The sequence below is a fragment of the Nitrosospira briensis genome, from assembly GCF_900115125.1.
GTDB classification, from domain to species: Bacteria; Pseudomonadota; Gammaproteobacteria; order Burkholderiales; family Nitrosomonadaceae; genus Nitrosospira; species Nitrosospira briensis_A.
In genome coordinates, this window is the sequence record NZ_FOVJ01000003.1 from 25,321 (window position 1) to 45,217 (window position 19,897).

At 52.8% G+C, this 19,897-nt stretch carries 19 protein-coding genes and 1 other RNA gene; 11 read left to right on the forward strand and 9 right to left on the reverse strand.

All coding sequences use genetic code 11. The features are described 5' to 3' along the window. Positions 1–194 precede the first annotated feature (194 nt). From BMZ14_RS08210 to metW, 5 genes are all read left to right on the forward strand, one after another. Complete coding sequence (locus tag BMZ14_RS08210; protein ID WP_074796647.1) at positions 195–590, forward strand: PTS sugar transporter subunit IIA; 396 nt, start codon at positions 195–197, stop codon at positions 588–590. Then, positions 590–859 carry an HPr family phosphocarrier protein gene (locus BMZ14_RS08215; protein ID WP_074796649.1) on the forward strand — a complete coding sequence of 90 codons (270 nt, stop codon included), beginning with the start codon at positions 590–592 and terminating at the stop codon, positions 857–859. Before BMZ14_RS08210 ends, BMZ14_RS08215 begins: the two co-directional genes overlap by 1 nt. Then, positions 856–2,583 carry a phosphoenolpyruvate--protein phosphotransferase gene (gene ptsP / locus BMZ14_RS08220; protein WP_074796651.1) on the forward strand — a complete coding sequence of 576 codons (1,728 nt, stop codon included), beginning with the start codon at positions 856–858 and terminating at the stop codon, positions 2,581–2,583. Before BMZ14_RS08215 ends, ptsP begins: the two co-directional genes overlap by 4 nt. A gap of 222 nt (positions 2,584–2,805) precedes the next feature. Beyond that, entirely contained in the window at positions 2,806–3,933 is a 1,128-nt protein-coding gene (metX, locus tag BMZ14_RS08225; RefSeq protein ID WP_074796653.1) for a homoserine O-succinyltransferase MetX, read from the forward strand. A 32-nt stretch (positions 3,934–3,965) separates the two neighbouring features. Further along, on the forward strand, positions 3,966–4,583 hold the full coding sequence (gene metW / locus BMZ14_RS08230) for a methionine biosynthesis protein MetW (protein ID WP_074797041.1): 618 nt from the start codon (positions 3,966–3,968) through the stop codon (positions 4,581–4,583). Positions 4,584–4,592: 9 nt separating this feature from the next. Here the strand turns inward: metW and BMZ14_RS08235 are convergent, their stop codons facing one another. Together BMZ14_RS08235 and BMZ14_RS08240 are read right to left on the reverse strand one after the other, a co-directional pair. Next, positions 4,593–5,981 (reverse strand): AmpG family muropeptide MFS transporter, encoded by a 1,389-nt coding sequence (locus tag BMZ14_RS08235; protein ID WP_074796655.1) that lies wholly within the window; start codon positions 5,979–5,981, stop codon positions 4,593–4,595. A gap of 178 nt (positions 5,982–6,159) precedes the next feature. Further along, the gene (locus BMZ14_RS08240) at positions 6,160–6,942 is read right to left on the reverse strand and encodes an exodeoxyribonuclease III (RefSeq protein WP_074796657.1); all 783 of its coding nucleotides are present in this window, start codon (positions 6,940–6,942) and stop codon (positions 6,160–6,162) included. Positions 6,943–7,176: 234 nt separating this feature from the next. Here BMZ14_RS08240 and pyrE point away from each other — a divergent pair, with 234 nt between their 5' ends. Then, entirely contained in the window at positions 7,177–7,824 is a 648-nt protein-coding gene (pyrE, locus tag BMZ14_RS08245; protein ID WP_074796659.1) for an orotate phosphoribosyltransferase, read from the forward strand. 30 nt (positions 7,825–7,854) lie between these two features. Here the strand turns inward: pyrE and BMZ14_RS08250 are convergent, their stop codons facing one another. Further along, positions 7,855–8,205: an LEA/WHy family protein gene (locus BMZ14_RS08250; protein ID WP_256208491.1), complete on the reverse strand. Its 351-nt coding sequence runs from the start codon at positions 8,203–8,205 to the stop codon at positions 7,855–7,857. Positions 8,206–8,650: 445 nt separating this feature from the next. Here BMZ14_RS08250 and rnpB point away from each other — a divergent pair. Together rnpB and BMZ14_RS08260 are read left to right on the forward strand one after the other, a co-directional pair. Beyond that, positions 8,651–8,953, forward strand: an RNA gene (rnpB, locus tag BMZ14_RS08255) — RNase P RNA component class A. A 205-nt stretch (positions 8,954–9,158) separates the two neighbouring features. Then, the gene (locus BMZ14_RS08260; RefSeq protein WP_074796663.1) at positions 9,159–9,746 is read left to right on the forward strand and encodes a hypothetical protein; all 588 of its coding nucleotides are present in this window, start codon (positions 9,159–9,161) and stop codon (positions 9,744–9,746) included. A gap of 474 nt (positions 9,747–10,220) precedes the next feature. Here BMZ14_RS08260 and spt read toward each other — a convergent pair whose 3' ends face one another. The 6 genes from spt to BMZ14_RS08290 form a co-directional block, all read right to left on the reverse strand. Continuing rightward, entirely contained in the window at positions 10,221–11,408 is a 1,188-nt protein-coding gene (gene spt, locus BMZ14_RS08265) for a serine palmitoyltransferase (protein ID WP_074796665.1), read from the reverse strand. Between the two features lie 2 nt (positions 11,409–11,410). Then, the gene (locus BMZ14_RS08270) at positions 11,411–11,662 is read right to left on the reverse strand and encodes an acyl carrier protein (RefSeq protein WP_074797042.1); all 252 of its coding nucleotides are present in this window, start codon (positions 11,660–11,662) and stop codon (positions 11,411–11,413) included. A 31-nt stretch (positions 11,663–11,693) separates the two neighbouring features. Continuing rightward, complete coding sequence (locus BMZ14_RS08275) at positions 11,694–12,608, reverse strand: NAD-dependent epimerase/dehydratase family protein (protein WP_074796667.1); 915 nt, start codon at positions 12,606–12,608, stop codon at positions 11,694–11,696. Positions 12,609–12,615: 7 nt separating this feature from the next. Beyond that, the gene (locus tag BMZ14_RS08280) at positions 12,616–14,439 is read right to left on the reverse strand and encodes a fatty acyl-AMP ligase (RefSeq protein ID WP_074796669.1); all 1,824 of its coding nucleotides are present in this window, start codon (positions 14,437–14,439) and stop codon (positions 12,616–12,618) included. 665 nt (positions 14,440–15,104) lie between these two features. Beyond that, entirely contained in the window at positions 15,105–15,449 is a 345-nt protein-coding gene (locus BMZ14_RS08285; protein WP_074796671.1) for a SpoIIAA family protein, read from the reverse strand. Positions 15,450–15,498: 49 nt separating this feature from the next. Beyond that, the gene (locus BMZ14_RS08290) at positions 15,499–16,596 is read right to left on the reverse strand and encodes an aromatic ring-hydroxylating oxygenase subunit alpha (protein WP_074796673.1); all 1,098 of its coding nucleotides are present in this window, start codon (positions 16,594–16,596) and stop codon (positions 15,499–15,501) included. Positions 16,597–16,835: 239 nt separating this feature from the next. Between BMZ14_RS08290 and BMZ14_RS08295 the strand changes: the two genes are divergently transcribed. From BMZ14_RS08295 to dxs, 3 genes are read left to right on the forward strand one after another with little or no spacing between them, the layout of a single operon-like run. Then, on the forward strand, positions 16,836–17,090 hold the full coding sequence (locus tag BMZ14_RS08295; RefSeq protein ID WP_074796675.1) for an exodeoxyribonuclease VII small subunit: 255 nt from the start codon (positions 16,836–16,838) through the stop codon (positions 17,088–17,090). Beyond that, positions 17,080–17,973 carry a polyprenyl synthetase family protein gene (locus tag BMZ14_RS08300; protein WP_074796677.1) on the forward strand — a complete coding sequence of 298 codons (894 nt, stop codon included), beginning with the start codon at positions 17,080–17,082 and terminating at the stop codon, positions 17,971–17,973. The genes BMZ14_RS08295 and BMZ14_RS08300 overlap by 11 nt, the downstream gene beginning before the upstream one ends. A 45-nt stretch (positions 17,974–18,018) precedes the next feature. Then, positions 18,019–19,866, forward strand: coding sequence for a 1-deoxy-D-xylulose-5-phosphate synthase (dxs, locus tag BMZ14_RS08305; RefSeq protein WP_074796679.1), 1,848 nt, complete (start codon positions 18,019–18,021; stop codon positions 19,864–19,866). The last annotated feature ends 31 nt before the right edge of the window (positions 19,867–19,897 follow it).

The window sequence follows — 19,897 nt, forward strand, 5'->3', positions numbered from 1 at the left end:
TCCTCATCCTGCTGAAACATTGCGCCGCCGCAGCGAGCGCCATGTTCCACAAAGATAAGTTTGGATGTAGCGAAGCCAAGCTCACGATGCCAGACTGCTGAGCGAAAGCAGTGCTACATCCGCTCAGCCGCGCAACGGTGACAATGCTAAAATGCTTCGTCACTCTCTGATATTCAATATAGCAGGCGCAGAACATGATCGGAATTCTAATTATCTCGCACGGCAATCTGGGCGATAGTCTCATTCACTGCGCTAACCACGTCATGGGAGAGAAGTCACAGTATTTGGCGCATCTAAGCATTAACATCCAGGACGACCCGGACGTTGTCCTGCCCAGGGCGCGCGAATTAGTGAAGGAGTTGGATTGCGGCGATGGCGTACTGTTGTTGAGCGATATCTGCGGCGCAACGCCATGCAATATTGCCAATCGGCTGATCAGCCCGGGGAAGGTGGAATGCCTTGCTGGAGTCAATCTCCCCATGCTGGTCCGGGCGCTCACTTATCGTAATGAATCACTCCTGGTAGCTGGGGAAAAAGCATTGGCTGGCGGCAGGGAAGGCGTGATGCGCCTTGATCCGGGGACCGCATAATGCAATACAGGGAAGTCAGGATCCTGAACAAACTTGGCATGCACGCGCGTGCCTCAGCAAAGCTCACCCAATTGGCCGGTCGATTTGGCAGCGAGGTATGGCTATCGCGAAACGACCGTAAAGTTAATGCGAAAAGCATTATGGGGGTCATGATGCTGGCTGCAAACCAGGGCGTTACTCTCGGGATCGAAACAACAGGTAAGGATGAGGTCGAAGCAATGCAGGCACTGGTGGATTTGATCGAAAATCGTTTCGGGGAAAGCGAGTGAGCTTCGTGCTGCACGGTGTGGGGGTTTCCGGCGGAATCTCGGTGGGCCGCGCTCATCTCGCATCCCACGCCGCGCTGGAGGTGGCCCACCATGTCGTACCGAAGGATCAGGTCAGCAACGAAATATCCCGTCTCGACACCGCTTTCACAGCGGTTCGTGAAGAGCTTGAGGCATTGCATGCCTCTGTTGTCAGTGGCCCCGCTGCCGCGGAATACGGCGCATTTCTTGATTTGCACCGGATGATCCTGGACGATCCCACTCTCTCCACGGCAGCCAAAACCTATATTGCTCAGAATCAGTGTAATGCCGAATGGGCTATTACTCAGCAAATGGGCGTATTGATGGCGCAGTTTGAAGAGATCGAGGATCCGTATCTCCGAGAACGGAAAACGGATGTCATTCAAGTAGTGGAAAGAGTTCTTAAAGCTTTGCTTGGCCATCCGGGTTATGTTCCAGCCCCGCTAAAGCATGACGGCGCCAGTATTCTGGTCGCGCACGATTTAAGTCCGGCCGATGTGCTGCAGTACAAACAGCACTGGTTTATCGCATTTCTCACTGACCTGGGCGGCTTGACTTCGCACACAGCCATCGTTGCCCGCAGCCTCAATATTCCATCCATCGTAGCGCTGCATCATGCCCGCCAGCTTATCCGTGACAATGATGTGCTGATCGTGGACGGCAACCAGGGGGTGGTAATAGTCGATCCGGACGAGCATGTGCTGTCTGAGTACCGCCTGCGCCAGAGCCAGCTTGAACTGGAAAAGCAGAAGCTGAAGCGGATCAAGACCACCGCCGCTACGACGCTCGATGGTACAACCATAGAATTGCACGCCAATATCGAACTGCCTCAGGACGTCGAGCAGGTGAAAGACAACGGAGCGACAGGCATCGGTCTGTTCCGCAGCGAGTTCCTGTTTCTCAATCGCGACACCTTGCCCGACGAGGACGAGCAGTTCGAAGCTTACCGGACGGTGGCCCGAAAAATGCGGGGACTACCGGTGACGATACGTACATTTGACCTGGGAGCCGACAAGAATCTTGACAGCGCAAAGCGGGTGGCGGCCAATCCTGCGCTGGGGCTGCGCGCCATCCGCCTGAGTCTGGCCGAACCGCAGATGTTCAATACCCAGTTGCGCGCGATTCTGCGGGCTTCCCGCTACGGCCAGATTCATATTCTCGTGCCGATGCTCTCCAGTATCCTTGAAATTACGCAGACATTGCATTTGATCGAAAATGCCAAGCAAAGCTTGCGCAACGAGAAAATTCCTTTCGACGAAAAAATACAAGTTGGAGGCATGATAGAAATTCCAGCGGCCGCGCTATGTCTGGATATTTTCATGCGCAAACTGGATTTCCTGTCAATCGGCACCAACGATTTGATACAGTACACGCTGGCCATCGATCGCGCCGACGACTCTGTGGCGCATCTCTACGATTCCTTGCACCCCGCGGTGTTGCGATTGGTTGCTCACATCATCCGCAGCGCCAGCCGGACTGGTGTACCGGTATCGGTATGCGGCGAAATTGCGGGAGATACGGCGTTTACCCGGCTTCTACTCGGTTTCGGGCTACGGTCGTTTTCCATGCATCCTGCACAACTGCTGACCGTGAAACGTGAGGTGTTGAGAAGCAATCTGCCTGATATCATACCGCTCACGCAAAAAATACTTAAAGCCGATGATCCGGACAAGATTCATACCTTATTGGCAAAGTTGAATGGCTGAGGTTTATTCAAGAATGCTTCGAGAGGCCACGTACAGTTGGATTTCTAAGCGTGTGTTTGACATAATTGTCAGTTGTCGATTGCGCTCGTTTCCATGCCCGGTCGTATAACCGCCGAGCCGGCAGGATCTTCTACCGGGAAAGGGGCACTCGTAATTGCTATCCATTTGCACGTTGCCAACCCTGACCTATCCTCCTGACTTCCTGACAAGCCTCTTACCTTGATGCAAGACTCCAACTCTATCGGCATAGTCGAGCCGCAAATTGTGCGTTTCGATACGCCTATGCATTTGAAGAACGGGACTGTGCTCGACAGTTACGAGTTGGTATATGAAACCTACGGGGAACTCAACACAGCCAGGTCCAACGCCGTGTTGGTTTGCCATGCGCTTTCGGGTAACCACCATCTGGCCGGTTTCTACCCGGACAATCCCAAGAGCGGAGGCTGGTGGAATAATATGATCGGTGCCGGCAAATCGATCGATACGCAAAAATTCTTTGTCATCGGGGTGAACAACCTCGGTGGCTGCCATGGCTCGACCGGGCCTGCCAGCATCAATGCAAAGACGGGTAAATGCTACGGCCCGGATTTTCCGGTGGTGACGGTGGAAGATTGGGTGCAAACACAGGTAAGGCTGGCGGATCATCTTGGTATCGATCAGTTCGCCGCAGTCGCGGGCGGCAGCCTTGGCGGCATGCAGGCCCTGCAATGGACGCTCGACTTTCCGGATAGGGTTCGCCATGCATTGGTTATCGCCGCAGCTGCCAAGTTAACAGCGCAAAACATCGCATTCAACGATGTGGCACGCCAGGCGATCATCACTGATCAGGATTTTTACGGGGGAGATTACTATTCGCACGGTGTAGTGCCACGGCGGGGCCTCAGGCTGGCGCGCATGCTGGGGCATATCACCTATCTGTCCGATGACGCCATGGCTGCTAAATTCGGACGGGAGTTGCGTAACGGATCGCTTGCGTTCGGATTTGACGTGGAGTTCGAAATAGAATCGTACTTGCGCTACCAGGGAGATAAGTTCGCCGATCAGTTCGATGCGAATACCTACTTGCTGATGACCAAGGCGCTGGATTATTTTGACCCCGCATACCAGCACAACAACGATTTGAGTGCGGCCTTTCGCGCCGCCAAGGCGAATTTCCTGGTACTGTCATTTACTACCGATTGGCGTTTTTCACCGGAGCGCTCTCGCGCCATTGTCAGAGCCTTGCTGGATAACGAGCTGAACGTCAGCTATGCGGAAATCACTTCCAGCCACGGCCATGATTCCTTCCTGATGGAAGACCGTCATTACCACAGGCTGGTGCGGGCTTATATGGATAGTATCGTTGTATGAAACAAGACCATGAGGCCGTGAATACCAAAGACATGACTGACATTACTATTCCGTCCATTGCCCATTCCTTCAGGCCGGATTTTGCCGTCATTGCCGCATGGGTGAAGCCGGGCGCAAAGGTGCTCGATCTCGGCTGTGGAGATGGCTCGCTCATGTGTTTTTTGCGTGAGGCGCGTAATATCCGTGGTTATGGGGTCGAAATTGACGACGCGAATGTTCTTGCCTGCTTCAATAACGGAGTGAACGTGATTCAGAGCGATCTGGAATCGGGATTGCAAAGCTTCGAATCAGCGTCGTTCGATTATGTCGTTCTCTCGCAAACCTTGCAGGCAGTGAAAAATACCGAAAACATCATCAAGGAAATGCTGCGGGTAAGCAAAGAAGGCATCGTCTCGTTCCCGAATTTTGGATACTGGAAAAATCGCTTGCAGGTTTTAGCGGGCAACATGCCTGTTTCGGAGGCGTTGCCTTATCAATGGTTCGACACCCCCAACATTCATAACTGTACGCTTGGCGATTTTGAGGAATTTTGCGGTCAGCATGGCGCGCGAATTCTTGAGCGGCGCGTAATGAGTGGAAATCGCCAGGTGGCGATGATGCCTAATTTGCTTGGGATGCTGGCTTTTTACCGGTTTGAACAGCAAAAATAGCCTTCAACATCACTTCAGATGCGCGGGTGAATCCTCGGTTTCGAATTTAGCACGTCCGGCAAGCCATACCAGGACCAGTACCGGCAGGCCGAGTAGCGCCGTGCCGGTGAAAAAGCTGGCATAACCGTAAGCATCGACGAAGTCGCCGCTGAATCCCGCAATGAACTTCGGCAACAACAGCATCACCGAGCTGAACAGCGCGTACTGCGTGGCGGAATAGGCAGAGTTTGTCAGGCCGGAAAGATAGGCAATAAAGGCGGAAGATGCGATGCCGGCCGACAGATTATCGGCCGAGATAGTGAATATGAGTCCGGTGACGTCGTGTCCGCGTCCCGCCAGCCAGACAAAAAGCAGATTCGTTGCTGCTGACAATACCGCTCCTAGAAACAGCGTGCGCATGATGCCGATTTTCGCCGTCAGTACCCCTCCTATGGCAGCGCCGGCAATTGTCATGATAACTCCATAAACCTTGGAGACGGTCGCCACTTCGTCCTTTGTATAACCCATGTCGACGTAGAAGGGATTGCTCATCACCCCCATCACAACGTCCGAGATGCGGTAAGCCGCAATTAACGCCAGAATCAGCAAAGCCTGGCCTCCATGACGCACGATAAAGTCCCGGAAGGGCGCTATCATTGCGCCGTACAGCCATGCCAGCAGTTGTGTAAGTCTTTTGTTCAAATGCCAATGAGCAATGGCTTCGCGGGCGCGGTTCTCATTCTCCGAGATCAGACGGGTGACGGGAACATCCGGCTCACGGATAATCAGGGTGGTAATAATCCCTACCGCCATAAAGCCCGCCATCGACAGGTAAGCAATCCGCCAGGGCGCGTATTCGTAAGTCGCTTCGGATGGATCCACGGCCGCAGCTATCCACAACGCGCCGGCGGAGGCCAGAATCATTGCTACGCGGTAGCCAGCTTGGTAAGTGGCAGCCATCGCTCCCTGGAGCCTGGGAGCAACGGCTTCGATTCGATATGCATCGAGGGCGATATCCTGAGTGGCGGAAGCAAAAGCAACAGCTAGCGCAAAAAATACCGTATGGGTCAGGTTTTGAAGCGGGTCGGTGCTCGCAATACCGATCAGCGCGATGGTAATGGCGACTTGCGATAGCAAAAGCCATGCTCGCCGCCTGCCCAGCAAGCGGGTCAACAATGGCAGGGGAAGACGATCCACCAGCGGCGACCACACCCACTTGAAGCCGTAAGCCAGTCCTATCCAGCTTAGGTGGCCGATAGTGGAACGGTCGATCCCGGCTTCGCGTAACCAGAACGAAAGCGTGCCCAATACGAGTAACAGGGGCAATCCAGCGGAGAAGCCCAGCGACAGCATTCCCAGCACGCGGGGATGGGTGTAGATGCGAAAAGCGTGGAGCCAGCCGGACAGCGCGGCTGGCATTATCGTGAATCCACCGTATGGGCGCTGTCCAGGCAGATCGAAGGAGGCAATGTAGAGGGGTTAAATAAATGCATGAACGCGGAGTGGCACAGTCGCGCAAAGATGGATCGTCTCTTCCAGAACGTCTCTTCCAAAACGATTCCCTAAGATATTCAGCGGCGCCATCAGCACTTGCTTTTTAGAGGCTCCAATCGTAGTTCACTGTAAGCGGCGCGTGATCGCTAAAACGCTGTTCCTTGTAAATGGAGACTTCCTTTGCGGTATTTCCGATGCCTGACGTAGAAATCTGATAATCGATTCTCCAGCCCACGTTCTTGGCCCAGGCCTGTCCCCGGTTGCTCCACCAGGTATAACCTTCACCCGTCGTATCCGGGTACAGATGGCGATACACATCCATCCATCCCAGTTCATCGAGCACGCGCGTCAGCCAGGCCCGTTCCTCGGGAAGAAAACCGCTGTTTTTCAAATTTCCTTTCCAGTTCTTCAGGTCTATCTCCCGATGCGCAATGTTCCAATCGCCGCATAGAATGACCTCCCGTCCGCATCTGACGAGCGCGGCCAGATGCCCGAAAAAACGTTCCATGAAGAGAAATTTGGCCGCCTGCCGGTGCTCGCCGCTGGATCCTGAGGGCAAATACAGCGAGATTATGGAAAGTTTTTCATACATCAACTCGAGGTAGCGACCTTCCGCATCGATTTCAGCAATTCCCAGGCCTTCAATAACCTGGAGTGGTTGATGCCGAGCGTAAACGCCAACACCGCTATAGCCTTTTTTCTCCGCATAGTGAAAGTAGCCGTAGTAACCGGATGGGTTCAGCATTTCGGCGGTCATGTCTCCAACCTGGGCTTTCAGTTCTTGCACACAGGCAAAATCGGCGTCTTGTGTTGCGAGCCAATCGAAAAAGCCTTTACTGAAGGCTGAGCGGATGCCGTTGAGATTGGCTGATATTACTCGAAGCATGGGTCTGATTCTTTAAGGAAAAGTGGTTGACTGGCGGAAGGCCCGGGCGATTGATATTAACGGTGCTCCGGCTATGTGTGCAGCAGAGCGTGGCAAGATGAGTAAAACCGGATAAGCTCCCGGTCACGAAGGATGTTATTCCGGAAAGGCCGCAAAACTCTGATGCAATAGACGCGCGCCGTTCAGCTTAAGCGTTATAATCCGCACGTCCATTTTTCCGGTTTGTCATTAGCGATGTCCGATTTTCGGCAGGAATTCATCAAGTTTGCCATCAGTCGCAATGTGCTGTGCTTCGGTGAATTCAAAACAAAAGCAGGGCGAATGTCCCCGTATTTTTTCAACGCCGGCCTGTTCAACGACGGTGATTCCCTCAGGAAACTGGGCCGATTTTACGCTAAAGCGATACTCGCTGCCCAGCTTCCGTTTGACATGCTGTTTGGCCCTGCCTACAAAGGCATTCCGCTGGTCAGCTCTATTGCCATTGCACTGGCGGAGTGCGGGAATAACTACCCGTTCTGCTTCAACCGCAAAGAGGTGAAAGACCATGGTGAAGGCGGGAACCTCGTGGGTGCACCGCTTGCAGGGCGGGTGTTGATAGTGGACGACGTCATTTCCGCCGGCGTTTCAGTGGGTGAATCCGTTCGTCATATTCACGGTTCCGGCGCCGTACCTTCCGGAGTCATTATTGCCCTTGATCGGATGGAGCGGGGCAACGGGGAGCTTTCGGCCGTGCAGGAAGTTCATCTCGCATACGGGATCCAGGTGACCAGTATCGTCAATCTCGACGACATTACAAATTATCTGGGGACCACGGAGGAAATGGGAAGCAACCTGCGAGCGGTGAAAGCATATCGCGAGCGATATGGGGTAGGTCAGCAGTAATCTGTTAAATCTTCAGTACCACTGCTGCATTTATTGCGTCTCGTCCGGCGGCAGGGCAGGTAATGTTATTTCTCCGCTGGAGTCGAAGCTCCTTCCAATGCTTAGTCCCGTTCCACCAAGCCTGCCATACAACTGGTAATCAGCCCTGGTACGATCCCCGGTAGCCAGCCCGAACGCATGGCGGATTATTGCCGTGGCAGGAACGGTCACGGGCACGGTAATGATTGTTTCTCCAAAGCGCGGTATGGTCCCGCGTTGATCGCTCACTCCGCTCGCAAAGCTCATTCCGCGTAAATCCAGGTCGAGTGCAACACCGTCATAATCGAGTGGTTTTTCGCCGTGGTTTTGAATTCTCAACTGGACTGCGAAGCGTGCTTCCATCCCTTTTCCTTCCAGGGGTTCGAGTCCAGCCACCGAAATCCGGAGTGGATCCTGCAGCTTTAATGCAGCGCATCCGGAGAGGATGAAAAATAGTCCTGAGATAAGCAATAGGCAACGGTTCATGGCCCCACCCGTGTTGTGAATCCAATCATAACTCGAATATTTGATGAATCGGCGTGTTTCTGCTTATTTTTGGTCTCACAAAGCGTGTGGGCGAGCCTTGCATCTGGCGGAAGGGTTGCATGGACCGAATGCAGGGACCGGAAACCCGCGGTTGTGGAATTGCATCCCCGCATTTGGGCTGGCGTTAAGGGGTGGAAAGCTCGGAACCTGCTGAACCCCATCCTCTCATATAATCCGGTCGCAGTCGGCACCGGAGCTCAAGGTAAAGTATCCTGGCGGTTGAGTTTGCTCCTGCCCCCCCGGTTGGAGTATTATCCCTGTCGAAGCTGGCTAGACAATCGCTGCTCGCTTTCCAGTAATGAAAGGCGAGGGGAGGAAAGTCCGGGCTCCAAAGAGCGGGATGCCGGTTAATGGCCGGCCGCCGTGAGGCGAGGAATAGGGCCACAGAGACGAGCGTATTAAGTTACGGTGAAACGCGGTAACCTCCATCCGGAGCAAGACCAAATAGGCAGGCAATGATGCTGCTCGCTGAGCCTGCGGGTAGGTTGCTTGAACGCACGGGCAACCGTGCGTCTAGAGGAATGATTGTCCATGACAGAACCCGGCTTATCGGCCAGCTTCATTTTGTTCTGGAAGTTCAATTCACCAGAATAAACCGCCTGAAAAATACGATATTAACTAAGTTGAAGTCGCGTGGGATCAAGGTTTGGAGAAATACTCTCTTTCCTTTTCTCGACCAGTTTGGTATACAATCGGCGATTATTTGCCAAGGCGATCCTTCGCCAAGGCACAGCGTAAGATAAATTTGCGGATCCGAAACCGGAGAAATTATGAAGAAAATATTTGGGTGGGCTGCGGGGTTGACATGGGCTATTTTAATAGCGCTGCCGGCTCACGCGCAACTCATGCTCGCTCATGAAGGTCACCATTCAGGTGACTGCGCCATCAAGTCTGGGGCTTTTCCTGTAGCTTTCAGTGTTTATGAAAAACCCAAGGGTGATCTTCCGCCCACTCATGCGTATTGCGATCATGTTCCCGAGACAGGGGAGCTGTATTTCACCGTCGATTTAACGGATCTTGATTCTCGAGAGATTCCTATTGCACTGCGCATGGTTATGGAAGGGCATGGAGAAGGGGGACATGAGATTCTGTCCATACCAGCCAAACCCTATCCGTCTGGAAGCATCACATTTTCCGCGACTGTGGAAGAGCTTGGTCAATACGCCTTACTGCTGGAAACCGAGAAGGACGGCAAGATGACCACAGCGGTACGAATTCCAGTACATGTGGGCGGTGGCGGTGGCCATGATGGACACGGTGGAGGCATTGGAGCGACAGAAATTGTGCTGTTGCTGGGCATTGCTGGTGCTGCCGCCTTCTTTTTCATGCGTCGTCGGACCAGCGCAAAGATGTCCTGATGCGTCTCAAACCTCGGGACGGTTGATTCATTCTGCTGCTGAATATCCTCAACTTAGCGAGATTAGCTGATGAGTTGAGGATATTCCATCGGCCCACCTGTCTCCGTATAATTCAGCGATTCATTGTTGCTTCATAAGCAACGCGGTTTTTCTCCTCCCGCAGATAATCGTATCCACGAAGTATCTGCCTTATACTATCCTATCCGGTCGGAGTCCGTACTAAAACTCCCGAGCTATATGAATTGCTCATGGATTAGCTGCAATCGTAAGTAGAGACCGGCTTGGCGAGCCCTTCAAAAATATCGCTGACTCGACACCGGCTCCAAGTGGAACTGCTATGGACAGGATGGGTTTCCATCCCTTGTTTTCCCTTACACAACGTATCTTCCGAACTGGTGCGCCGCAAAATATATACCACCATGCACAGCGACATCGGCCGGCGGCCAAAAAAAAGATTGAACTACGGCTCGGATGCTACTGAGAAATAGCTTCGCGCAACTCGGCAAAAGCCTTACCCACATAGTCCAACTGTTCACTGCTATGAACCGCGCTAACGCTGCAGCGAACCAGTGAATTACCTTCGGGGGTGGCGGGTGGCAATACTAGATTGACATAGATGCCATGATCAAGCAGGCCCTTCCATAAAGCCAGCGCCTGCTGTGGCGTTTTCAGTATGGCTGCGATAACAGGGCTGGGCTCCGGCCCCAAATCGTAGCCGAGCTCATCAAGCCGCGAATAAAGCTGGTGCACATTCCTCCAGAGCTGCCGTCGTAACTCGCTCCCTTCACGCAGCAATTTGAGCGCCGCCCGTGTTGACGCGATAGTAGCGGGGGTGGGTGATGCAGTGAATATATACGGACGGCTGACGTAGCGTAATTGATCAAGTTGAGGATGTTTGCTTACGCAATAGCCTCCGATGCCGCCGAGGCTTTTACTGAATGTGCCAGTTATGAAATCAACCTCCTCGATAAGCCCCGTTTCTTCTACCAGGCCTTGCCCTGTCGTACCCAGGACGCCAAGGGAATGCGCCTCATCCAGAAGAAGTGTGCTGTTGTATGCATTTTTTAATTTGACAACATCTGCCAAGGGAGCGCGATCGCCCAGCATGCTGTAAATACCTTCAACAATGATCAATGTAGAACTTGAGCGCTCTCCCAGACGCCGAAGGCGCTTTTCCAGATCCACCATATCATTGTGCCTGAACCTGATGATCTCCGCGCCACTTAAACGGCACCCGTCATAAATGCTTGCATGGGAATCACCGTCAATCAGAACAACATCACCGGCCCCTGCCAAGCCGGAGATAGTAGCGAGATTAGCCTGATAACCGGTCGTAAAGACGATACAGGAATGGCACCGGTAGAAGTCCGCAAGCTCCCGCTCGAGGGCACGGTGACCACTGTAACTGCCGTTGGCCATGCGCGATCCGGTGGTACCTGTTCCCTCACTATCGATTGCGGCATGTGCGGCTTGCAGGCATTCAGGGGCGAATGTCAGTCCGAGATAGTTATTTGTGCCCAGGAATAATATACGCCGGTCACCTATTTTCGCTTCCGTAGAAGAATAAACCGCATCTACCGGCGTCCCGAAAACCTCGACATCCTCGGGTAAAAGCGCTTTTCTCGTAGCAGCGACGGCATCAAGCTTATCTAGTAGGCTCATTTTTATTTTGCAGATTTTATCTGATGAACTAAAGTTGCAAGCTCATGGACAGTCTGGACGTCAGCAAGAGCATTGATAGGCACGGAAATATCAAATTCATCCTCAATTTCCATAATTAGATTCAATAACTTGACAGAGTCGATCGCAAGCTGATTAATAAGATCTGTCTCTGGCGTAATTACTACGCCAGGACCAGCAAATTGTTCTAAATGAAGGCAAAGTTTCTGCAGCACATCGGTGTAATCGATCGCCATGGCTTGTTCTGAATTGATCCGGTTGTTCAAATTATATTGCTTGAGGTAAGGCGTCACGCAGTTGGATGGAGGGTTGCCAGCTGGGCAGTGCCCGGGTTAGAGGTGTGATGTCGCAAACCCAGTTCGGATGGCGTAATTCTCTGACTTTCCCTGGCGTTAGCATTGGGGAATAATGGAGCAAGCGGGCCGACCACAAATTGATGGCTGCGATCAACGATACAAGTGATGCCGGAAAGAAGACGCAATGTACCCGCCGTTTCCAGACCTCTTGCGCAATGTCTGCTACGGCTCGGCTATCGTAGCCTCCCGGCCTTCCGTCATCAAGCTCATAGACGCCTTGCACGGGAGCCTCGGTGGATAGCCAGCAGATAATGGCCGCTACCAGGTCGTTGACGTGTAATAGGCTAAAACGCATGGCACGCTGCCCCACCATCGGCAATATCCCGCGCTGGGTGACCCTGAAGAGCGGGCTCAATTCTTTATCACCTGGACCATAGACCGCAGTCGGACGAAAAACTGCACACGCCATTTTCTGCGAGTAAGCACTCACCAGCTTCTCAGCCATACGCTTACTGGTCGCATACCATGAAAGCTCGGGTTGCCGGGCAGCAAGAGAGGATATAAGAAGAAAACGGGGAGGAGAACTCTGTTCCATCGAGGCTCGCACTAAATTGCCTGTACCCTCGACATTGGTATGGACAAAGTCCTCAAGAGAGCTACCGCGAACCCGGCCGGCACAATGGACAACCGCGACGACGTCTTTGACAAGCCTACGCAATGCATCGAGGTCATCCAGATCACCTTCGATCCATTGCGTAAATTCATCATCTACGCAGTGGTTTCTGGTCAAAGCCCTGACTGTCCATCCTTCCTTGGTCAATGACTGTAAAAGGACACGACCAATAAAGCCGGTGGCCCCAGTTACTGCCACCACTGACTCAGACATATTCCGGCTATTTGTCCCCAGACTCCGCTGATAGCTGGTCTGTCAAATTCGTCCGCTGTATGAAGCCCTGACGTGCCGCAAAACGCGAAAGCTTGCCGGATGAGGTCCTTGGTAAGGTATGTGGGGGAACCAATTCAACCAGGCAATTAACACCAAATGCCATATACACGAGCCGCTGCAACCGGTTGGTAAGAGATTGCCGATCTGTTATCGAAGTCAGGCGGCACTCGATAACCAGAACGATGGTTGTGACATCATTGGCATCGCTTATTCCAAAAGCGGATGCTTCACGAGCTCTCACCTCCGGTTGTTGCTCGGCAAGCTCCTCTATGTCCTGAGCACGGATATTGCGCCCGTTAACGATAATAACGTCTGTGCGGCGGCCGGTGACATACAAATCCCCTTCGAAAAGGAAACCAAGATCACCCGTATCAAGCCAGTTGCCGGGACGCAAGGTCTTGCTGGTATCCTCGGGGTTATTGAAGTAGCCGGTCATGATACTGCTACCCTGCACCAGCACGCTACCTACCCTTAGATCCGGCAACTCCTGCCCGGCGTCATCAACGACCTTTACTATGTGTCCGGGCAAAGCCTGGCCACAATTTACAAATTCACTATACTTTCTGCCATCAGCCTGTAATCGAACCGCCATCTTTCTGTCAACCAGGGTGCCGGCGTCAACCCGCAAGCTCTGAAATCCTTGTCCAACCTTGGAAAAGGTGACGGCAAGCGTTGACTCTGCCAGCCCGTAGCAAGGAAGGAAGGCCCGTTCATCAAACCCCGCAGGCGCAAATTTCTCGGCAAAATTCCTCAAGGTATCAGGACGGATCATCTCGGCGCCGACACCTGCCGCACGCCAGCTGCTAAGGTCCAGATCTTCCAGATCCGAATCCCGGACCCGGAGGGTGCAGAGTTTGAGGCCAAAAGGTTGGCTAAACGCCACGGTCGCCCGATTCCGGCTAATCAACCGCAACCATTGCAACGGTCTGATTGCGAAGTCGCGAGTTGCCAAATAATCGACGGAAACTTGTGCGACCATTGGCGCCATCACCATGCCTACCAAACCCATGTCGTGATAAAACGGAAGCCAGGATGCGCAACGGTCACCCGCGCGTATTTCCAATCCATTACGCACGATTCCCTGCAGATTGCTCATCAATGCGCGTTCGGTAATAACCACTCCGCGCGGAGTACGTGTGCTGCCTGAGGTAAACTGGAGATAAGCAATTTCATCGGGACGATTTGCCGGCAGCACTATATCCGCAACGGGAAACTCCCCGAGTTGCTCCGGAGTTCCAACCCAGCGTAGCCCACTCGATCCCTCGGCCGCTTCTTCGAGGAAATTAATATAATCCACATTTGCCACGGCAGCGCTTGCCTGACCCGCTTCAAGCATTCCGCGCAGTTGCTGCACATACACCGCGTGGCTGCCAAGGTTAACCGGCACAGGCATCGCAAAAGGAATCAGGCCTGCATACCGGCACGCGAAAAACAATTCAACAAATTCCGGGGTGGTGTCGGCAATAATAGCTACACGGTCACCACTGCTTAGCCCGATAGCAGCCAGGCGCTGAGCTGAAGTCCGGGCATTTGCCCTTAATGCCTGATAGGGGAGAATGGAGCGCAGGTTGCCCCTGGCGTCGTAAAAGTTATATCCCGCAGTCCCGGCTGCTGCATATTCCAAGGCAGCGGTCAAGGTTTCAAAGTCAGCCAGTCTCTGAGCTTGTGTGTTCAATGTCGGTGTTGGGTTTACTGCTATCGGCGACTCGTTTAACCGAGGATCAAACGCTTGCGTCAGCGGAGCGTTCAACTTCGCTATTGTTGAACTCAAGGTCTTCCCCTCCAAATTAATCGTACTAGTCATCTTTTTGTAATGTAAAGGATTCCGGTCGGACACACTGGTGCAATGTGGGCCGCTGACTCGAAATGCTCAACCTTGAAAATCAAATGTTGTTAAATAAAAAATTCCGAGAATGCAAGCGCTCGAAACTAAGGAATAACGTGTTAATTTAACTAATTACCGAGCTTATATTATAGTTGACTTCACTGTCAACGCAACATTGCCGCCATACTAATATAGCCATGAAAACCATTGCGTGCAGCCCGCTTCCGCTACAAAAAATGCCGTTCGAATACACCTCAGGCTCTTCTTCCATGCTGCTGGAGCGACAGGTTCCATTCTGTACGAGTTAGCAGCCAATATAAAGAGATTTTGGAGAATAGGAGAGAAATGTGTCGCTTTTTTGCAACACTGCTCGAAAGCGGTAATGTTGCGTTTTCATGTGGTTTCTGAATGACGGCTGGCCACGGCTTCGCCGGCCATCATCATATTGTTTTACACGCCATAACTGCCACGGATAAGCTCAATTGCTGCGACTGTACTCCACGCAATGGCGAGCATTTCATCAAGCATGATGCAAGGAGCCTGGAAGAATCGATTCCCCATGCATAATGGCCTGGCCAGGTGTGTTCAAGCCTGATACTTCCCGGAACCAGTCAGGCTTCCGCCCATGCTTTCGCGTCAGCGTAATTGCTGAACACCCTGATGTCGGCGTTGACAAACAGATTCGATACCCAGGCGCCCCAGGCTTGCCACTGATTCTCCGTGATTATTGCAATCCGGTTGAATTCGCTGCCGTGCTCCCGAATGAACTTGATGTCCTCCCATGCCACATCAACAGTGTAATCCACCATGTCTCGCCAATCGAACAATACGTTCACCTTGCCGTCATGCCGGAACTTGTAGAGTACCTGCTCTTCGAATTCCTTGTAATCGGCGAGGGTAAACTCACCAAAAACGGCGACGCTGATCAGATTGTCCGTTTCCTGGATAGTAATCATGGGCTGGTCTCGAAAAAGCACGGATTATTCATGGGCACGTGGACAGTAACTAAACGTGCGGTTCGATTTCCCGCCGCAAGAATGCATGGAAGTGCACCATTCCATCTTCCATCGGGGACTGATAGGGGCCACTTTGGTTGATCCCCTGCTCATACAGGGCACGACGCCCAGAGGTCATCAACTTGCAGATCTCGTCATCTTCAATGGCGGTTTCGCGATATGCCGCTTGTTCCGCCTCAATGAATTCCCGTTCAAACAAGGCGATGTCTTCCGGATAATAAAATTCGACCACGTTGGTGCAGCGCTCTGTCCCCGTCGGAAGCACAGTACTGATAACAAGCACATGGGGATACCATTCTAACATGATGTTGGGATAGTAGAGCATCCAGATCGCGCCATGCCCAGGTATTTTTCCCGCGGTCTGACGCAATAATTGTTCCTGCCATCGGGCGTAAACCGGTGTGCCCGGGCGTGTAAAACCGCAATTTACCCCTACAGTCTGCACGTTGTACCACTCGTCAAATTCCCATTTCAACTCCGCCGTATTGACGAATTTGCTCAATCCAGGATGATACGGCTCGACGTGATAGTCTTCCAGGTAAACTTCGATGAACGTTTTCCAGTTGCAGGCATATTCCTCTATCTGAACCCGTTCCAATATGTGGCCAGAAAAGTCAAAATCCTTGAGGACGCTTAATCTGGAGAGGTCGCGCGCGACATTTCGCTTGCCTTCAAACAGCAGCCCATTCCAGTTTTGCAAGGGTGTGCTGCCGAGGTTCAGGCAAGGGTTTTCGGAAAAATGCGGCGCGCCCAGCAAAACGCCATTCAGATCGTAGGTCCAGCGATGTATGGGGCAAACGATATTTCTGGCATTGCCCCGGCCCTTGAGCAGCAGAGACTGCCGGTGGCGGCACACGTTGGACAATAGCTCGATCCCGTCCCTGTTACGCACCAATACCTTCGCATTACTCATCCATTCCCGCACATAATAGTCGCCCACGTTGGGCAGCATTATTTCATGGCCGACATAGCCTGGCCCCCGATCGAATAAAAAGCGTTTTTCCAGATCAAGAACGTGGGGATCGAGGTACCAATCAATTGGTAATTGCGTCGGCGCCAGTTGGAAAACATCAACGAGATCGGACATATCCGTTACTTTAGACCTTTTCGAGGAGTAAAAAAGATAGTTGAAATATTAAAATGCCGAATAAACGCACCGGGAAAAGTGGAAAAAGGGTGTTCTTTCCAGGAAACGCTTATAATCCGGTCTAAGAGGCCATATTTGAAGGAAAGTTTCTTGTATTTAATTGACCTGACCCCGCTTGTTGCGTTATTTTTGTAGTTTCCCCGCGACGCATCACAACTCCGTGACAAAATGTGTTTATCATGACAAAGCCCGCTGACCCCGTCAAATTTTCCCCGCCGGAGAATTTTGAAGCTGCATTGGCCGAACTGGAAAGCATTGTAGTAGAAATGGAAGCAGGGCAAATGCCGCTCGAGCTATCGCTCGAGGCTCACAAACGTGGAGCAGAGTTGTTACAATACTGCCAATCAAAGCTACAGGATGCGCAACAACAGATACGTCTTCTTGAGGCCGATACACTGAAAAATTTCTCCCCGTCCGGTATCGATGACCGCTGATTTCCAGGATTGGGCGAGGAGCCGCCAGGTACGCATAGAAAATTCCCTGCAGACCCTGCTTCCCGCCGCAAATGTTGCTCCCGAGCGTCTGCACGACGCGATGCGTTACACCGTATTGGGTGGAGGCAAGCGCGTGCGTCCGCTGCTTGCCTTTGCGGCTGGGGAGCTGAACGGAGCGGATGAAGAGCGCGTGACGATCGCGGGGGCCGCCGTAGAGCTGATACATGCCTATTCACTGGTGCATGATGACTTGCCATGCATGGATAATGATGTTTTGCGGCGAGGCAAGCCTACTTGCCATGTCGAGTACGGTGATGCCATTGCATTGCTGGCAGGAGACAGCCTTCAAAGTCTGGCCTTTCAATTACTGGCGGAATATTGCCTGGCCGACAACCCGCAACTGCAGTTGGACATGATCAGCCGTTTGGCGAAAGCGGCTGGCTCGCGCGGCATGGCGGGGGGGCAGGCGGTCGATCTCGCAAGCGTCGGCAAGACATTAAGTCTGCCAGAGCTGGAATTCATGCATATTCACAAGACTGGAGCGCTTATCAGGGCTGCAGTCATGCTTGGCGCCTGTTGCGGAAGCCGTCTTACGGAAGATCAGCTGATGAGCCTTGATCACTTTGCCAAGTGTATTGGTCTCGCATTCCAGGTAGTGGACGACATACTCGATGCAGAAGCTACCACGGCGACTTTAGGAAAAACCGCCGGCAAGGACGCAGAAAACAATAAACCGACATACGTGAGTATCCTCGGGGGCAGCAGGGCTCGCGAACTGGCCGAAGAGTTGCGGCGCAGTGCATATCAGTCGCTGGAAGCTTTTGGCCCAATGGCGGGGCGGTTGCGGCAAGTAACTGACTTCATCATCCAGCGGGAGTTTTGAGGCTGGCGTTTCCATAGTAAAGAATAATATATTTTCAAGGTTTAAATGTATCCACTGCTTGACACCATCACCACCCCTTCCAAGTTGCGAAAGCTGGAACGCAAGATGTTGCCGCAACTTGCCGACGAGTTACGCCGGTTCCTGGTTGAGTCCGTTGCCAAGACGGGCGGGCACCTTTCTTCCAATCTTGGTACGGTCGAGTTGACGATTGCATTGCATTACGTTTTCAATACGCCGCATGACCGTCTTGTATGGGATGTGGGCCATCAGACGTATGCACACAAAATTCTTACCAGCCGCCGGGAAGGCATGAGCAAATTGCGCATGCACGGCGGCATCGCAGGATTTCCACGGCGGGACGAAAGCGAATACGACGCATTCGGGACAGCTCACTCGAGCACTTCCATCAGCGCTGCCTTAGGCATGGCGGTCGCTTCACAGAGGGAGGGCAAAGAGAGGTCTGTGGTAGCGATAATCGGCGATGGCGCAATGAGTGCAGGTATGGCATTCGAGGCCTTGAACAATGCGGGCGCCATGAATACCAATTTGCTGGTGATCCTGAATGACAACGATATGTCCATTTCGCGCCCGGTAGGCGCGCTCAACAATTATCTTGCAAGGCTCATGTCAGGACAGTTCTATGCTACGGCGCGCCGCGCAGGCGAAAAAATGCTGGGTGTGGTTCCCCATGTGCTGGAACTTGCCAAGCGCGCCGAAGAGCATGTAAAAGGCATGGTAACGCCCAGCACCCTGTTTGAAGAGTTCGGTTTCAACTATATCGGCCCCATAGATGGGCATGATCTTGACGTATTGGTTGGCACGCTCAACAACATCAAGCATCTTGACGGGCCCCAGTTTCTGCATGTGGTGACGCGGAAAGGCGCAGGCTATAAGGCGGCCGAGGAAGACCCGATTCTTTATCATGGAGTAACCAAATTCAATCCGGACGCGGGTATTATCCCCAAAGCCACTGCCAAGCCGTCCTATACGCAAGTTTTTGGAGACTGGCTATGTGATATGGCGGCATTGGACCAGCGCCTGATCGGGATTACCCCGGCAATGCGCGAAGGCTCGGGCCTGGTGAGGTTTTCCCAGGAATATCCTGATCGTTATTTTGATGTCGGTATCGCCGAGCAACATGCAGTCACATTTGCCGCAGGGCTGGCATGCGACGGAATGAAGCCGGTAGTGGCTATCTATTCGACTTTTTTGCAACGGGCTTACGACCAATTGATTCACGATGTCGCCATCCAGAATCTCCCGGTAGTGTTCGCCATCGACCGTGCGGGATTGGTTGGAGCAGACGGACCCACTCACGCTGGCAGCTTCGACTTAACCTATTTGCGATGTGTCCCGAATATTACCGTGATGGCTCCTGCGGATGAGGATGAGTGTCGTCAAATGCTCTACACCGCGTTTCAGATGGATACACCGACAGCAGTACGATATCCACGCGGCGCCGGGACCGGCGTAGTACCCCAAACGCAGATGCGGATGTTGCCGATAGGCCGTGGCGAAATCCGCCGTGAGGGCGTTAAAATCGCACTGCTGGCCTTCGGCAGTATGCTCAAGCCCTGCCTCGAAGCAGCGGAAGAGTTAAATGCCACGGTCGCCAATATGCGTTTTGTCAAGCCACTGGATAACGATCTGGTCTCATCCTTGGCAGCGAATCACGAATTGCTGGTAACAGTGGAAGAAAACACCATAATGGGCGGGGCGGGTAGCGCAGTCCTGGAATCACTGATAAGCGGCGGCCTCACGGTTCCAGTGCTGCAATTGGGCTTGCCGGACGTTTTCATAGATCAAGGTGAAACCTCGGAAATGCTGACGGATTGCGGACTGGACAAGGCGGCTATCATAAGGTGCATCAGAGCCAGACTCTCTGCAAGCTAACCCGATTCGCACGCATACGTTTGGGCTTGAC

Excerpts from the sequence above, each read along its gene's own strand:
- BMZ14_RS08210 (WP_074796647.1), top strand. The coding sequence starts at position 195 with ATGATCGGAATTCTAATTATCTCGCACGGCAATCTGGGCGATAGTCTC.
- BMZ14_RS08215 (WP_074796649.1), top strand. The coding sequence starts at position 590 with ATGCAATACAGGGAAGTCAGGATCCTGAACAAACTTGGCATGCACGCG.
- metX (WP_074796653.1), top strand. The coding sequence starts at position 2,806 with ATGCAAGACTCCAACTCTATCGGCATAGTCGAGCCGCAAATTGTGCGT.
- metW (WP_074797041.1), top strand. The coding sequence starts at position 3,966 with ATGACTGACATTACTATTCCGTCCATTGCCCATTCCTTCAGGCCGGAT.
- BMZ14_RS08235 (WP_074796655.1), bottom strand. The coding sequence starts at position 5,981 with ATGCCAGCCGCGCTGTCCGGCTGGCTCCACGCTTTTCGCATCTACACC.
- BMZ14_RS08240 (WP_074796657.1), bottom strand. The coding sequence starts at position 6,942 with ATGCTTCGAGTAATATCAGCCAATCTCAACGGCATCCGCTCAGCCTTC.
- pyrE (WP_074796659.1), top strand. The coding sequence starts at position 7,177 with ATGTCCGATTTTCGGCAGGAATTCATCAAGTTTGCCATCAGTCGCAAT.
- BMZ14_RS08250 (WP_256208491.1), bottom strand. The coding sequence starts at position 8,205 with ATGGAAGCACGCTTCGCAGTCCAGTTGAGAATTCAAAACCACGGCGAA.
- BMZ14_RS08260 (WP_074796663.1), top strand. The coding sequence starts at position 9,159 with ATGAAGAAAATATTTGGGTGGGCTGCGGGGTTGACATGGGCTATTTTA.
- spt (WP_074796665.1), bottom strand. The coding sequence starts at position 11,408 with ATGAGCCTACTAGATAAGCTTGATGCCGTCGCTGCTACGAGAAAAGCG.
- BMZ14_RS08270 (WP_074797042.1), bottom strand. The coding sequence starts at position 11,662 with ATGGCGATCGATTACACCGATGTGCTGCAGAAACTTTGCCTTCATTTA.
- BMZ14_RS08275 (WP_074796667.1), bottom strand. The coding sequence starts at position 12,608 with ATGTCTGAGTCAGTGGTGGCAGTAACTGGGGCCACCGGCTTTATTGGT.
- BMZ14_RS08285 (WP_074796671.1), bottom strand. The coding sequence starts at position 15,449 with ATGATTACTATCCAGGAAACGGACAATCTGATCAGCGTCGCCGTTTTT.
- BMZ14_RS08290 (WP_074796673.1), bottom strand. The coding sequence starts at position 16,596 with ATGTCCGATCTCGTTGATGTTTTCCAACTGGCGCCGACGCAATTACCA.
- BMZ14_RS08295 (WP_074796675.1), top strand. The coding sequence starts at position 16,836 with ATGACAAAGCCCGCTGACCCCGTCAAATTTTCCCCGCCGGAGAATTTT.
- BMZ14_RS08300 (WP_074796677.1), top strand. The coding sequence starts at position 17,080 with ATGACCGCTGATTTCCAGGATTGGGCGAGGAGCCGCCAGGTACGCATA.
- dxs (WP_074796679.1), top strand. The coding sequence starts at position 18,019 with ATGTATCCACTGCTTGACACCATCACCACCCCTTCCAAGTTGCGAAAG.